This is a genomic window from Haloterrigena alkaliphila, from assembly GCF_017352155.2.
GTDB classification, from domain to species: Archaea; Halobacteriota; Halobacteria; order Halobacteriales; family Natrialbaceae; genus Haloterrigena; species Haloterrigena alkaliphila.
The window spans coordinates 3619248-3634324 of record NZ_CP071462.1 but is presented as its reverse complement, the minus strand read 5'-3'; the positions used below and the strand labels follow the sequence as shown (position 1 = coordinate 3634324).

Here is a 15077-nt window from a genome sequence, read left to right as displayed (position 1 = left end):
GCGCAAACGAACCAGCGAATTCCGTCCACCGACTGGCGATTCTAATCTTGTGTAGCCAATTCTCCTCGAGCGAGGCCGTGAATGACGGTGAAATGGGGAAAGGAAGCTATTTCCGGGACCGCAATCACCCGTTCGTATGCTCCTTTCGGGCACCGTCGTCGTCGATGCCGGGACGACTATCGAGGAGGGGGCGGTCGTCACCGCGGGCGATTCGATCGTCGCCGTCGGTGACCGTCCCGACCTCCTCGAGCAGTACCCCGACCACGAGCGTCGGGAGTACGATCTTCTCCTTCCGGGGCTGGTCGGCGGGCACGTTCACTCCGTGCAGTCGCTCGGCCGCGGCGTCGCCGACGACACTGCGTTGCTCACCTGGCTGTTCGATTACGTGCTCCCGATGGAAGCCGAGATGGATGCCGACGTGATGCACACCGCGGCAAAACTCGGCTACCTCGAGTGTCTCGAGTCCGGAACGACCACGGTCATCGATCATCTCTCGGTCCACCACGCCGACGCGGCGTTCGACGCGGCCATCGACGTCGGGATCCGCGGCCGCCTCGGGAAGGTGCTGATGGACAAGGACTCCCCGTCGGGGCTGCAGCAGGAGACGCAGACCGCGCTCGACGAAACGGAGGCACTCATTCGGGAGTATCACGACGTGAACGACGGCCGCATTCAGTACGCCGTCACCCCGCGGTTTGCGGTGAGTTGTACCGAGGCGTGTCTCCGCGGGTGTCGTGACCTCGCGGACGCGTACGACGGCGTGCGTATCCACACGCACGCGAGCGAGAACCGCGACGAGATCACGGCCGTCGAGACGGAGACGGGGATGCGAAATATCCACTGGCTCGACGAAGTCGGCCTCACGGGCGATGACGTCGTCCTCGCACACTGCGTCTGGACCGACGAAGCCGAGCGCGAACTCCTCGCGGAGTCCGGGACGCACGTGTGTCACTGTCCGTCGTCGAACATGAAGCTCGCCTCGGGTATCGCACCAGTCGTCGACTACCTCGAACGCGGTATCAACGTCGCACTCGGGAACGACGGGCCGCCGTGCAACAACACGCTCGATGCGTTCACCGAGATGCGACAGGCGAGCCTTCTCCAGAAGGTGGAGACCCTCGATCCGACGACGACGGCCGCGGAAACGGTGTTCGAGATGGCGACGCGAAACGGCGCGGAGGCTGCCGGATTCGAGCGTCTCGGTGAACTCCGCGAGGGATGGAACGCCGACATCGTCGGACTGACGACCGACGTAACACGCGCGACGCCGGTCAACGACGTGTTCTCTCATCTCGTCTACGCTGCACACGGTGACGACGTCGAGCTCACGATGGTCGACGGTGAGGTCCTGTACGACGGCGGCGAACACGTCGGTATCGACGCTGCAGCCGTCCGCGAGCGAGCGCGTGAGTACGCCACCGAACTGAACGCGACGCCGAAAACGTAGGGAGCGCAGTCCGAGTTCGTCGAGCAAACCGAGGTCAAAGCCGATGCCGATGCTGATGCCGATGTCGAGGTGTTCGACGATCACGTATCCACGGTCTCGAGTCGATCGCGAGACGACTGGCGTCGATCGTGAGTCAGCCGCTGTCGATTGTAAGTCAACCGCTGACGATCGCCCCAGGCCTCGAAACCACCAGACCGACTCAGACCAGCACGCGCTCGAGGTCGACCACCACGTCACGTTTCGGATCGTCGACGAACTCGCCGAGACACACCGCCGCCCCGTTGGGCGTGAAACAGGCCACGAGGTCGCCGGCGCTCGCCTCGTCGTCGACCTCGAGGACGCCCGGCGCGTACACCGGGGCGCCGTTCGCGACCTCGCGGGCGGCGCTCTCGGCGATCAGGACGCTCGGGATCCCCTCGAGGATCCGTTCGGCGGGGGCGACGACCTCGCGGAGCGGGTCGGGATCGTCGTCCTCGCGCCAGAACGCCAGCGCGTCGAGGAACTCGTAAGCCGAGGACAGCTCGCGGTCGTCGAACGGCGCCGTCGCGGTCCGGCGTAGGTGGCCCATGTGACCGCCCGTGCCCAGTGCCAGCCCCAGATCGTGACAGAGCTTGCGGACGTAGGTGCCGCTCTCGCAGCGAATGCGCAGGAGGACCTGCCGCTCGGCCGCCTCGAGGACCTCGAGGTCGTAGATCTCGCGTACGCGGAGGCGACGCGCCACCGCGCTCTTGCGGGGCGGTTTCTGGTAGATCGGGCCCTCGAACTCGGCGACGACCGACTCGACGTCTCCGGGCACCGGGCCGTGACACTCGAGGACGGCGACGTACTCCTTGGGACCCTCGAGGAAGACCTGCGCGAGTCGCGTCGCGTCGCCGAGCATGACGGGGAGACAGCCGGTCACCTTGGGGTCGAGCGTCCCGGCGTGGGCCGCCCGATCGATCGTCGCCCCCGCGTCGCGGGCGGCGAGCGTCTCGTCGACGGCGTCGCGCAACCAGCCGCTGACCTGGTGCGAGGAGGGGCCGGGGGGCTTGTCGAGGGTGACGACGCCGAAGGTGAGCAGTTCCGCGGGGGTGCGCTCGTCGGGCGGGCCGCGGAGGCGAGGACGCTGACTCATCGGCTCAGAACTCGTACTCGAGGTCGACGAACGCCTGTCCCTCGTCGCCCGCGGCGTCGTAGGTCTCGACGGCGGTGACGAGCATGTCCAGGACGGCGTCGGGCTCCCAGCGGGCCGTGTTCACCGACAGATCGTAGATCGTCAGGTTCTGGATGTCGATCCCGTAGTACTCCTGATAGCGTTTGGCCTCGCTGGCCTCCCGGGCTTTCGTCTCCTCGGTCGCTCGCTCGGGGTCCTTCCCCTCGCGCTCGGCGATACGCTCTCCGCGCACTCGCGGCGGGGCGTCCAGCCAGAACCGGAAGTCCGCCTCGTCGCCGGCCAGCCAGCCCGCGAGTCGGGACTCGAGCACGAGGTCGTCCCCCTCGCGGGCGATCTCGCGGAGTCGGCGATCGAGGTCGCGGTCGATCTGGTCGTTCTCCTCCGCGAGTTTGTTGAACTCGAGGGGCGTGTAGCCGCGCTCGTCGGCGAGTTCGCGAAAGATGTCGCCGCCGCTGACGTGCTCGAGGCCGAACCGCTCGGCGAGTAACTCCGCTGTCGTACTCTTCCCGCTTCCCGGCGGGCCGGAGACGGTGAGTAACATATCCGATCTGCGCGGCGACAGGTAAAATGGGTTTTGAATCGATCGACGCGCGTCGCTCGCGGCTCAGGTGCCCGACGGCGTCATATCGATGTTCAGGGCCTTGCGCAACAACTGCGTAAAGCCCATCGAGCACAGGAAGTACCAGACGATCCAGGCCCGCATCGGTCCGATCACGCCCGCGTTCCAGCTCGTTTCGCCGACCAGCGGCATGATCACGGTCGATTCCGTGCTCGCGAGGCCGACGCCGTGGACCTTCCAGTACATCCAGAGGAACAGCGGGATCGTCAACAGCATGATCCAGACCATCGGACGGAGTTGCTCCTTGAACATGCCGAGGTTCTCCGCCATGGCTTCCATCTGCTCCTCGCGGGCCTCCTCGAGTTCGTCCTCGAGACGTTCGATCTCGGCCTCGCTGGCGCCGCGCTCCTCGGCGTCCTTCTTGCGCTGGCGGACGTCCTTTTGCTTCTCCTGCATGGCCTTCATTCGCTCCTGGTACTTGCCCATGATCTCGGGGTTCGTCAGGTTCGCCTGCAGCAGCGTCGAGTACAGCCCCGTCAGCAGGGCGATCGAGAGGATCACGGCGTAGAACGGCAACGCGTCGTTCAGCGGCGCGAGCACCGTGTTGATCGTGCTCCCGACCATCGCCTGTACGGAGTCGATCCAGTAGCCGAACATCAACAGGAGGGAGCCGACGCCGGCGAGTTTGTCCCACTGAGACCACTTGGATTGCTCCGCGTCGATCTCGACGTCGCCGCCGTAGTCACCGCCGTCGCCGTCGAGGGCTTCGTCGTACGCTTCGCGGTCGGCGATCTCGAACCCCTCGCCGCCGTCGACCAGTACACCCTTCTCGATCAGTCGGCCCCATTGACCGCTCGTCAAATCGTCGTTGACGTCGGCCCAGTGGACCTCGCCTCCGTTCCGGTCGGCCGCCTCGCGGATGGCCTCGAGGGCCTCGGACATGGAGGAATCCTCGCGGACGAGGTCGTCGATTTTCTCCGCTGTACGCGTCATCTGGTTTGGGCTAGGGCGCGTTCGGTATACAAGTGTTTATCTTCGGTGGCGAACAGAATCGGAATCCAGAACCTGAAACCAGTTCGTGACGACCCGTACGTCGTTTCACCACCCGCTCTGGACCCGTCCCCTGAAAACCGTCCTCGTTAGCCGACGACGATGTAATCGGAGCTGAGATCGATATCGGATTCGTCGATCGAGGCCACGCCATCGTTCCCACTCTCGTTGCTCGAGGTTCCGGGTCCGATGGAATCGATACCGGAGCCGCTAGAACTCCCATCGACGTCGACGCTCACGTCGCCTGGCTCTCCGGCGGCGGTTCCGTCGCCGGAGCTGACCTCGGTCGACTCGCCACCCCCGGGAACGATCCTGATGCTGGGCGTTCCGGGATCGACGCCCGCTCGCTCGACCCGCACGTAGACGATCAGGTCGTTGAAGTTCGGATCGTGCGTCTGAGAGGGGTTCTCCTCGTAGGCGCCGATAGCTTCATTCCAGAGTGCATCGATGCCGTCCTCGTTCGTGGATTCCGTGTTCTCGAACAGGAACACGAACTCGCCGGGACCGAGGTCGAGTTCGTCCCCGCTTTCCGCGATCAGTCCCTGCCGCTCGAGGACCTCGGTGGCACTCAGTTGCTGGGCTGTCCCCGCGGGTAGTGCCGGAATCGAGTTGTCTTCGGCGCTCCGGACCCTGACGTTTTGCAGGTTCTCCCCCTGCGAGGCATCGATCGGACCGAACGCAGTGGTTCCTGGGACGTTAGTACACCACGCCAGATCCCGCTGGGATGGACCCGTATAGTGGGGTAACGTACTCGGGTCGGTAATCTGATCGGCACAGGTGGGGCTTTGCCTCCACCAGTTCCACCTACTGCTCGCGTATCTCGTGTTCCGTAGCGTAAGATCGGTTTCCTCGCCGACCGTGAACTCGTGCCGATAGCTGTCGTCGTTTTTGTTTTGCCACGTCGGTCCGACATTGATGTTGTTTCCGCTAGCGGGATTTTCGAAGGCGTGTATCGATTCTCCGTTGGCGATGATTTCGAGCGTCATCGGTGCGAGTTGGTGATCACCGGTTAATCCGTCACCTGAGACCTGCGAGCCGAGGACCTCGACGGTCACTTCCGCGTCTTCGATTTCGCCGAGTCCAACCCGGTTCGGGTCGACACCGGCGGTAACGGTAAACGGTACCATCACGCTGTCGTCGCCCGACCGGATCGTCATCTTGTACTCCCCGTCGATGAGGGCGCTCTGGTTGAGTTCGAACTCGATCGTCCCGTTCTCGCCGAACGATCGGTCGACGTCGCTCGCGTCGACGTCGAGGTCCGCGTACGGGTCCTCCTCGAGGTCACCGGGTAACTCGCCTTGGTACTCGAGGTCGAGGTCGATCGACTGGGAACCGTCGTCGATCCCCGTGTTGTGGACGTCGGCGCGGATCGTAACCTCGTCGCCGACCGTCGCGTTTCCGTTCGAGAGCGCGAAGTGGGTATCCGGATGGCCGAAGTAGAACGATCCGGTTTCGCTCAGCCCGCCGTCGTCGGTCGTGACGTCGTAATCGTAGACGGTTCCTGGCTCGAGGTCGTACTCGTCGGGATCGACGTCGAAGGCGATCGTTCCCCGTTCTCCGCCGTCGAGCGTTATCGGCTCGGGGATCTCGACGTCGACACCGTGAATTGTCAACGTAACGTCTTCCGTAACGCCGTCGGTCGGGTACGTACTCGCGATACCAGCGCGGACGGTGAATTCACCGTCGGATCGGACGATCTGGTCCCGATCGACGTACTCCCCGTCGACGCCCTCGTCTTCGACGACGACGAATCCACCCTCGCCACTGCTCGCTTCGCCACGAATCGTTCCCGTTCCGACGTCCTCTCCGTCAACGTCGATCGTGAAGTCGTACTCTCCCACCGGCAGCGCGCTCTGGTTGATCGTCCACTCGACAGTACCGTCTTCGCCGTACTCGAGGTGTGGACTCTGGGTGTTCGTGACGTGCGGGAAGTCATCGAGCGTCAGCGTCACGTCCTGGGAGCCGCTCTCGACGCCGATATTCCGCACGTCGAGACTGATCGTCACGTTACCGTCATCCGTCGTCGTCGTGATATCGTCGTTCTCCGGCGCGGTCTTGACGAAATCGATTCCCTCGTTCCCGACGTAGAACGATCCTCTGTCGCTTAGCGAATCGTCCGCGGTCGAAATATCGTACTCGTACGTCTGGCCGGGCTCGAGTGTGTGACGGTACTCTCCCGGGGCGATCCTGAACGGCCTCCGTATTTCGTCATCCTGGTCGCCATTGAACTGCACATTTCTGATCGTCTCACTCACGCCTTCACCGACGACCATGAAGTGAAGGTCTTGCTCGATGTCCTCGTCGACGGTTTTCGCGAACCCAGCCGTTATCTCCAGGTGAGGTGTCGGGTTGAACTCGTCGGGATGGATAACGCGGTTGGTGCCGACAACGGCATCACCTTGCAATCCGTAGTCCGCAGTAACGATAACCTCCGGCGCCTCCGAGACGTTCCTAACGCCCTCGATCGTTACTTCCACGGTGTCGTTGCGTTGCTCCACGGTCACTTCGTCGTGCTCGGCTGCACCGAGTGCGCTCTCGAGGTACGTGTACCACGCCTGATGGTACTCGCTTTCGATGCGAAACGCAATGTCCGGCTCAGCGCAGTCTGTCGCAGCCGATTTGATATCCGCCGTGAGCTGCGTCGACTTGCTGTAGTCCGCCTTCGCTGCGAACTCTGACCCGCCGACGTCCCCTTCGTCGAGTTGCATGATATGAAGCTGTAAGCTCTCGCCGTCGTACCCGATCTGCGGTTCCGAAACGACCGTCGCCTCGCCGTTGCTCCGTTCCCAGATTCCCCCGCCCTGGTGAACGAACGTTCGGTCCTCGAGTTCGTACTCGAGAGAACGAAGTTCGCCGGAGACGGTACAGCTGTCGGCCTCGGAATCGTCTGCGTTGAACCACTCGACTTCGATCGATCCATCGTCTGAGACGGTCAGATCGGCAGTAGACGGAACATCGAGCGGTTGCGGCTCGTCGGAAATGCTCGCGGTTGCGAACGCGTGATCGATCTGATTTACCTGCATGAGCGCACGTTCTCGGTTGCTCTCCCCCTCCATCCCATCGAGCACCGGTCCGGCAGCTACGAAAATCAAAACGGCACCGGCGATAACCATTCCGAAGAGGAGTGCAACACCGACTACCGGTGATGCACCGTGTTCCCCACCTGACCTACACTCGTGCCCAGTACGATCCCCATTCATTTCTTCACTCTAGTTCACGTTCCATTATATATTTATCCGTTTATGTGAGTTTTTGTCTGAAAAGTATTTCATAGAAATCAGTATATTTTACTGCAGTATTTTCCAAGAGATGGTGATTCAAGACCCATATGGTGTGATCTCACCTATGTGAACGTCATCTAACTCATCGAATGTATTTCTCCATTTTTGAACCTTAGATATTATTAATTCTGGCTGCTCTGAACTGATATAAACTGTTCTGAAGTATCTGATCTACCGAGTTTGTTATTGTCGGTACAGTTAAGAAGAGTTGTATGAGCGCATCGCGTGGGGACGATCGAGTAGGTCCCTCGAGACGAGGACAATCGACGCTGATGGGGATGGTATTGTTGATCGGGATGGTCGCAGCCGGCAGTCTCGGTATCTTTCTCGTCGCCGGTGAGATGCTCTCGAGCGTCGAGCAGGATTCCGAAACGGAGCGAGTCGAGCAGGGATTCGTTCAGTTGAGCCAGGAGATGGCGACGGCGTCCTCGGGCAGTGACGTCTCTCGATCGATGGACCTCGACGTCGGGGACTCCGGCGCGGTCGTGATGAGTGAAACCGGCACGCTTCGGATTCAAGGGGGTGACGTCGACAAGAACATCACCATCGGTGCGATCGAATACACTGGCGAGGATGGGACCAGAATCGCGTACCAGGCCGGCGGCGTGTTCCGCGAGACGGGCAACAAGACGCAGGTCGTCTCGGCGCCGCCGATCCAGTACGACGCGGCCTCTGAGACGCTCTCGTTCCCCATCGTCAAGACGCGTGGCGAATCGCGCCTCGACTCCGGGAGCGTCAGATTCACGCACTACGAGACGGATCCGCTCCAGAATACGAGCCTCGTCGCGAACGATACCGTGACGATCGAGATCACCAGCGAGTACTACCGCGGCTGGGAGGCGTACTTCGACCAACAGGCCGGCGCGACGACCGTCCAGAACGTCGAAGTGATCGACGACGATCGCGGGACCGTGACAGCAGAGTTCGGATTCAGGGAGGTTTCGGATGCATTCCAGAACGGGGCGATCTACGCGACTGAATTCGAAACCAAGGGTGGGTCGGATGTCGATGACGCTCTCGCGTCGAAGGCAGCGTATCCGGAGCTAGATAGCGAGATCGAAAAGTACGTCAACAGGACCGATCCTGAGGACGGAGAGGAAAACGTCACGGATCTGGGAACGGTGACTGGTTCCGAGTCCCTCGGTGATGGCCTCTATTTCGCCGACGGGATCGAAGGAGGTCACCTCGATTTCAATCTCAGTAATGGCAATGCGACGCTGGTTGTCGACGGCGATATCAATGCCGACGGTGATACGATCACTGTCAGCGAGTACGAACCCGGAAACTCCCTGAGCATTTATCTGACCGGTGATTACGATGCGAGCAACGGCGGTAATACGTGCGTGACTGCGAACGGAAACGACTGCGAGGACAACGGTGATGCAAAGGTAATTCAAATGGTCGCTTCCTCTGAGTCGGAATTCGACTTCGGATCGGGTGGGAAGGCACGATACGAGGGCGTCATCTACGCGGGCGGCTCCGGAACCGAGTGGAGCAAGCGAAGCAGCTGTCAGAAACAGATCTGCTTCCACTCGAATCCGAGTTTCTACGGCTCGCTGGTCGCTTCGTCGGTCCAAATTCAGGGCGGAAACGGTGGCCTCAACTTTGAGTACGACGAGTCACTTCAGAATTCGGACCTCTCCATCTACCCCGATCCCGACGCGCTGCCGCCACAGATCACCTACCTCAACGTCGCCGAACACATCGTTGAGATCGAGCGGAACTGAGAAACCGAAAAGAGCCGTCGTCCGCGTTACGCTGCGTCTTCGATCGTCGCCTTGACGTCCTCCCAGACCTCGTCCGGCGCCTGTTCGCCGTCGATCCGCTCGAGGTCGCCCTGGTCATCGTAATATTCGATGACCGGTTCGGTGTTCTCGCGGAAGACGCGCAGGCGTTCCCGGACCGTCTCTTCGGTGTCGTCGTCGCGCTGCTCGAGTCGCTCCTCGACCTCGGGATCCTCCGGCGGGTTGTACTCGACGTGGTAGATGTCGCCCGTCTCGGGGTCCAGTCGGCGACCGGTCAGCCGGTGGACGAGTTCCTCCTCGTCGACGTCGAGGTAGAGCACGACGTCCAGATCGGTCATCCCCTTGAGTTCTTCGGCCTGCTCGAGATTCCGCGGATAGCCGTCGAGGACGAAGCCGTCGGCCTGGCTGAGTGCCTCGTCGACGATGGCGTTGACGACCTCGTCGGGGACGAGTTCGCCCTGGTCCATGTACTCCCGTGGGGTGTCGTACTCCGTGTCCATGTCGGAGATGTCCATGTCCTTGTTCGCGCGGAGCGCATCGCCGGTGGTGATGTGGTCGACGTCGAACTCCTCGGTGATCTTCGCGCTCTGGGTCCCCTTGCCTGCCCCGGGCGCACCCAGGATCAGAATTCGTGGCTGTGCCATAGCCGGCCGTTCACCGGCGTCACATAAAGGCTTAAAGAAATGGGCACGTCCGTTCCCGTATGACACGTTTCGACGCGACGGAACCCGCGGAGCGCCGAAAGTTGTACGTCGACGCCATCACCGCCCACCGCGAACGCGGGAGGGGCTTTCTCACCCTCGAGACCGACCCGGGCGCCTTCGCGGCGGATTCCGACGAATCGGACCTCGATGATCCTGACGACGGGGACGGGGCGGACGCCGACCTCGGCGTCCCCTGGATTCAGTTCGCCGACGGGACGATCAACCTCGACTGCACTGACGGGGAACTCGAGACGCTCAAGTCCGTTCTCGGCGAGTTCCCGGCGTTCAAAATCGACGAGATACACCGCCCCGAGGAGGTCGAGGGGGTCAACGTCCGCGTCAGCGCGAAAGCCGACCCCAACCGGATCGCGCAGTGTCTCGACGCGGTCTTCCAGCGGGTCTACAACCTCCCCGCGGACGGACGGGTCTGGGTCGTCGGACTCTGATCCGCTACTCGATGGAGAGGTCGCCGTCGTCGGTCCCGTCGGCGCCGTCCGCCCACTCGAGTTCGAACTCCAACTCGCGTTCACCCGGGCCGTCTGGCGCCGAACTCGAGGGTTCCCGCTCGGCTTTGATCTCGAATGTCGGCCGGCCCGGCGGGGCCGTCGTTACCGATTCCCCGCCCGCCTCGAGCGTGATCGGGTCGCCGTTCTCGAGACTGTCCGCCCCGGTACGGAGGTAGTCGACGATCACGTCACGTTCCGTTGCGTTCGAACTCGAAGGGCACCGCTTCTGGCGTACGTTCACCTTCGGGATGGACGAGATAGCGGATTCCCCGGGAGAGATAACCGGACACTCCCGAGAGGGGGATCGCAGTCCCGCGCCCGCGCAGTCGGGGTGCGCGTGAACGACTGATCGGCCGGTCGCTCGGTAGATCAGCCGGTCGGCAGCCACTGCGCGACGTTCGGCCGGGGATCGCACACAGACAGATCCGAACACGTTCGCTTTGGAACTGCTCACTCCCGACAATATGTGGCATAGAAAACACAAAATCGGGCGGACAACGACAGAAAAAAGAGCGTCGACGCCAACCGAGTGTTGAGGGACTGAGAGGTGATGGCAGGGTGGCACATCGAGGGATCGGTTCGATTCGCCGGACAGGGTGCCGGCACGCGGACGCGATCGACCCGTTTCCAAATAGATAAGTGCTCCCGGCCATCATCCTCCGACATATAAGCGGCATTCAAAACCGAGGTGAATACAATCTACAGCGCACTTACGATCCCCATGCAGGTGGACACGCGCGTCGACGTGTTCGAGAGCATCTTCCTGGTGTTTCTCGGACTCGGGACGCTCGTCGGTGTCGTCGTAGTCGCGTATATCTTGTACAACGCGTACAAGTACCGGGACGACGGCGAAGCGACGACCGACGATTCGGTTCCAACGCTCGGGGAGTTACCGACAGGTGGAAAGGGTGGAAAGAAACTGTTCCTATCGTTCGGTATCAGCGCGATCATCGTCATTTCGCTGGTCATCTGGACGTACGGCATGCTGCTGTACGTCGAGTCTCCTGAAGACGAGTTCGGGGAGGAGAAGGATCCAGTCGAAGTCGAGGTTACCGGCGACAGTTTCGCCTGGTACTTCGAGTACGAGAACGGCGCTGAATCGATTGGCACGATGCGCGTTCCCGCCGATCAGCCGGTCTACATCGAGGCGACCTCCGGGGACGTCTGGCACACGTTCGGCGTACCCGATTTACGCGTGAAAGCGGACGCGATTCCGGGCGAGTACGACGAGACCTGGTTTATGGCCGACGAAGCCAATACCGAACACCAGATTCGGTGTTTCGAGCTCTGCGGTAACGGTCACTCGAACATGTTGGGCACCGTTCAGGTGATGGAACCCGAAGCGTTCGAACAGTGGCTCGACGAGCAGTTACACGTCGAGATGGAGATCGTGAACCAGAACGAAGAGCCGGTCACCGAGGGGTACGAAGTCGAACTCGTCCACGTCAACAACGACCAGTACGACGAGGACCTCCGGTACACCTACACCGCGGAGGACTTCGACAACGGAACGATCACCATCGAGGACATCGAGCAGGGCGGCGAGTACAACGTGACGATCACGTTCGAAAACGACCAGATCGAGACGATCGAAGATTCCATCTCGGTCACCAGTGGACCCAGTGAGACGTTCGAGATCGAAGATCCGAACGCGGCGAACGCAAGCGACGATGGAGGGAATACGAGTGACGACGGTGGGACCGACGACGGATCTACCGACGACGGGAGTGGTAACGAATCGGCCGACGATGGCTCCGGCAACGAATCCGCCGCGGCGGAGGTGATGGCGGAATGAGCGATCTTCCGCCGATGACCTCGGTCAAGCGGTGGCTCGTCACGACTAACCACAAGGACGTCGGGATTCTCTACCTGACGACGGCCCTGTTCTTCCTGCTGCTCGGGGGCATCCTCGCGTTAGTCTTCCGTGCGCACCTGTGGCAGTCCGGCGGCACGGGACTGCTCTCGGGCAACGAGTTCAACCAGGCCGTCTCGGCCCACGGGCTGTTGATGGTCTTCTGGTTCCTCTCGCCCATCGCGTCCGGGTTCGCCAACTACTTCGTCCCGCTGCAGATCGGTGCGGACGATCTGGCGTTCCCGCGACTGAACGCCCTGAGTTACTGGTTCTACCTGTTCTCGGGCATCCTGATCGCCATCTCGTTCTTCCAGCAAGGAACGTACGCTGGCGGGTGGACGATGTACGCACCACTGAACGTGCCGATGTACACCCCCGCGCTGGAGGCGACGGCCGGGAGTAATGCGACGGTCCTCGCGTTGCTGCTGTTCGTCTTCTCGATCACGCTCGGGACGGTGAACTTCCTCACGACGATCCATCGCTCGCGAGCGGAAGGGCTCGGCCTCTGGAACATGCCGATGTTCACCTGGTCGTGGCTGCTGACCGTCTGGATGATGCTGTTCGCGTTCGCGGCCCTGATGGCCGCACTGCTGTTGCTATCGTTCGACCGCATCTTCCTCACGCAGTACTTCGCGACCGACGAGGGCTCGAGTCTGCTGTGGGCGCACCTGTTCTGGTTCTTCGGGCATCCGGAGGTGTACATCGTCTTCTTCCCCGCGCTCGGGATCATGTTCGAGACGTTCCAGACGTTCGCAGGTCGCCGACTGGTCGGCCGCAAGTGGGTCATCATCGCGATGGTCCTCGTCGCGGTCCAGTCGTTCCTGGTCTGGATGCACCACATGTTCCTGACGGCGATCAACCTCGAGATCAAGACGCTGTTCATGGCGACGACCATCGGGATCTCGCTCCCGTTCGACCTGATGGTCTTCGCCCTGATCTACACGATGGTCAAGGGGCGCATCCGCTTTACGACGCCGTTCCTGTTCAGCCTCGGCGCGCTCGTGTTGTTCATCCTCGGCGGCATCACCGGGGTCTTCCTCGGCGCCGTCGTGCTGGACTACGAGTTCCGGGGCACCTACTGGGTCGTCGCGCACTTCCACTACGTGATGGTCTCGGGGGTCACCGCACTGGTCGCCGGCCTCTACTACTGGTGGCCGAAGATCTCCGGGAAGATGTACTCCGAGGCGCTCGGGAAACTCCACTTCGCGGTCTACTTCATCGGGTTCAACCTGCTGTACTTCCCGATGTTCCTCGCCTGGGAGACGCCCCGCCGCGTCTTCACCTACCCCGAGAGCACCCAGCTCTACCACCAGCTGTCGACCGTCGGGGCCTTCGTCCTCGGCGCCTCCTTCCTGATCATGTTCTACAACCTAGGGAAGAGCTGGCTCGCGGGGCCGGACGCCCCCGACAACCCGTGGGAGTTCTCCAGGACGGCCGAGTGGGCGATCCCCTCGCCGCCACCCCTGGAGAACTGGTCCGGTCGACCGAGCTACGCCAGCGGCCGTCTCGAGTTCGTCGACGACGGGGCGGCGGCCACCGACGGCGGCGTCGCTGCCGGCCACGGTGAGGCCCAGGCGACCGAGACCGACCACGAGGAACACGTCGACCACGCCAGCATCTGGCCGCTGGGGATCGGCTTCGGCACGTTCGTGTTCTTCCTCGGCCTGACGGGGATGACCCCGTACATGATCGAGTTCGCGACATCGCGCGGTCTCACCGGCGCCAGCACCGGTCACGAACAGACCGTGCTGTATCCGGCACTCACGGTCGTCGGACTCGCCATCATGGCGGTGACGTTGTTCAAGTTCGGCGTCGAAGAGTTCAACGTGCCCGAGGCGGCGATCGCCGAACGCTGGCCGTTCGGCGGGGTCGGTAACACGAAACTCGGCGTCTGGTTCTTCCTGGCGTCGGACGTCATCGTCTTCGGCGGTGCGATCGGGGCGTACATCTTCATGCGCCTCCACACCGGCTGGGGCGACTGGCATCTCGAGACGATCACGATGGCAGGGCTGTTCAACACGTACGTCCTGCTGACCTCGAGTTTCACGGTGATCCTGGCGCTGGTCTTCGCCGAGCGCAAGAACAAGAAGGGACTACTCGGAACGATGTGCGCGACCGTCCTCTTGGCGCTCGTGTTCATGGGCGTCAAGGCCTACGAGTACAACTACAAGTTCTCGCACGGCGACTACTGGTTCAGCGGGATCGATTACTCGATCTACTTCGTGACGACCGGGCTCCACGCGCTCCACGTCATCCTCGGCGTGCTCGTCGCGCTGTTCATGATCTACCGGATCGTCAGCGTCGACGCCTACCTCGAGGACAACCGGCCGGTGGAGTTCTTCGGCCTCTACTGGCACTTCGTCGACATCGTGTGGGTCTTCCTCTTCCCGCTGTTCTACCTGATGTAGGGACTCCCCACACGGGGTTCGGTCCGTTTTCGCGTTCGGTTCAGTTCGAAGTCGCCAGCCGTCGGCTCGTGAGTCCCCGACGACGGTGACCGCCAGTGTGGCGCACCAAATGCCGCTAGAACGGTCCGTGTGGAACGATGGTTGAGACACGGGGAGTCAGTTGCGCTCGCTCGAGCGATTGACCACTGGGCCGACACTGCGCCGAGAGAGTTCGCAACGATTAGCACCGAGACGGTGCGCGACGGCTGGCGGTCTCGCAACGCGGACGAATCATCGTGAGCAGCGACTGCGTCTCGTTATCGGACGTCCGTCGAATCGTCACACGCATCCATCGAGTCGTTACTCACGGAGCGGGGGAGACGGACGAGTGGC

10 protein-coding genes and 1 pseudogene are annotated in these 15077 nt (G+C 62.1%); 5 read left to right on the top strand and 6 right to left on the bottom strand.

Annotation, left to right across the window (positions count from 1 at the left end):
* Positions 1–136: 136 nt before the first annotated feature.
* A complete protein-coding gene (locus J0X25_RS36675; protein ID WP_207288809.1) occupies positions 137–1447 on the top strand; it encodes a 5'-deoxyadenosine deaminase in 1311 nt (436 codons plus the stop codon).
* Between the two features lie 199 nt (positions 1448–1646).
* Here the strand turns inward: J0X25_RS36675 and J0X25_RS36670 are convergent, their stop codons facing one another.
* The 4 genes from J0X25_RS36670 to J0X25_RS36655 form a co-directional block, all read right to left on the bottom strand.
* A complete protein-coding gene (locus J0X25_RS36670) occupies positions 1647–2561 on the bottom strand; it encodes an RNA-guided pseudouridylation complex pseudouridine synthase subunit Cbf5 (protein ID WP_207288808.1) in 915 nt (304 codons plus the stop codon).
* A 4-nt stretch (positions 2562–2565) separates the two neighbouring features.
* A complete protein-coding gene (gene cmk / locus J0X25_RS36665) occupies positions 2566–3141 on the bottom strand; it encodes a (d)CMP kinase (protein ID WP_207288807.1) in 576 nt (191 codons plus the stop codon).
* A gap of 63 nt (positions 3142–3204) precedes the next feature.
* Positions 3205–4152, bottom strand: a complete 948-nt coding sequence (locus J0X25_RS36660) for a DUF106 domain-containing protein (protein WP_207288806.1) — start codon at positions 4150–4152, stop codon at positions 3205–3207.
* Positions 4153–4298: 146 nt separating this feature from the next.
* Positions 4299–7409 carry a DUF7289 family protein gene (locus J0X25_RS36655; protein ID WP_425600922.1) on the bottom strand — a complete coding sequence of 1037 codons (3111 nt, stop codon included), beginning with the start codon at positions 7407–7409 and terminating at the stop codon, positions 4299–4301.
* 293 nt (positions 7410–7702) lie between these two features.
* On the opposite strand from J0X25_RS36655, the gene J0X25_RS36650 reads away from it, so the two are divergent.
* On the top strand, positions 7703–9217 hold the full coding sequence (locus tag J0X25_RS36650) for a DUF7289 family protein (RefSeq protein ID WP_207288804.1): 1515 nt from the start codon (positions 7703–7705) through the stop codon (positions 9215–9217).
* 26 nt (positions 9218–9243) lie between these two features.
* On the opposite strand, the gene J0X25_RS36645 is transcribed toward J0X25_RS36650, so the two are convergent.
* Positions 9244–9879, bottom strand: coding sequence for an adenylate kinase (locus tag J0X25_RS36645; RefSeq protein WP_207288803.1), 636 nt, complete (start codon positions 9877–9879; stop codon positions 9244–9246).
* Between the two features lie 59 nt (positions 9880–9938).
* On the opposite strand from J0X25_RS36645, the gene J0X25_RS36640 reads away from it, so the two are divergent.
* Positions 9939–10385, top strand: coding sequence for a DUF7975 family protein (locus J0X25_RS36640; protein ID WP_207288802.1), 447 nt, complete (start codon positions 9939–9941; stop codon positions 10383–10385).
* Positions 10386–10389: 4 nt separating this feature from the next.
* Here the strand turns inward: J0X25_RS36640 and J0X25_RS36635 are convergent.
* Positions 10390–10666: pseudogene (locus tag J0X25_RS36635) on the bottom strand (amphi-Trp domain-containing protein).
* A 500-nt stretch (positions 10667–11166) separates the two neighbouring features.
* On the opposite strand from J0X25_RS36635, the gene coxB reads away from it, so the two are divergent.
* Complete coding sequence (gene coxB / locus J0X25_RS36630; RefSeq protein WP_207288800.1) at positions 11167–12240, top strand: cytochrome c oxidase subunit II; 1074 nt, start codon at positions 11167–11169, stop codon at positions 12238–12240.
* Positions 12237–14705: a cbb3-type cytochrome c oxidase subunit I gene (locus J0X25_RS36625; protein WP_207288799.1), complete on the top strand. Its 2469-nt coding sequence runs from the start codon at positions 12237–12239 to the stop codon at positions 14703–14705. Before coxB ends, J0X25_RS36625 begins: the two co-directional genes overlap by 4 nt.
* Positions 14706–15077 lie beyond the last annotated feature (372 nt).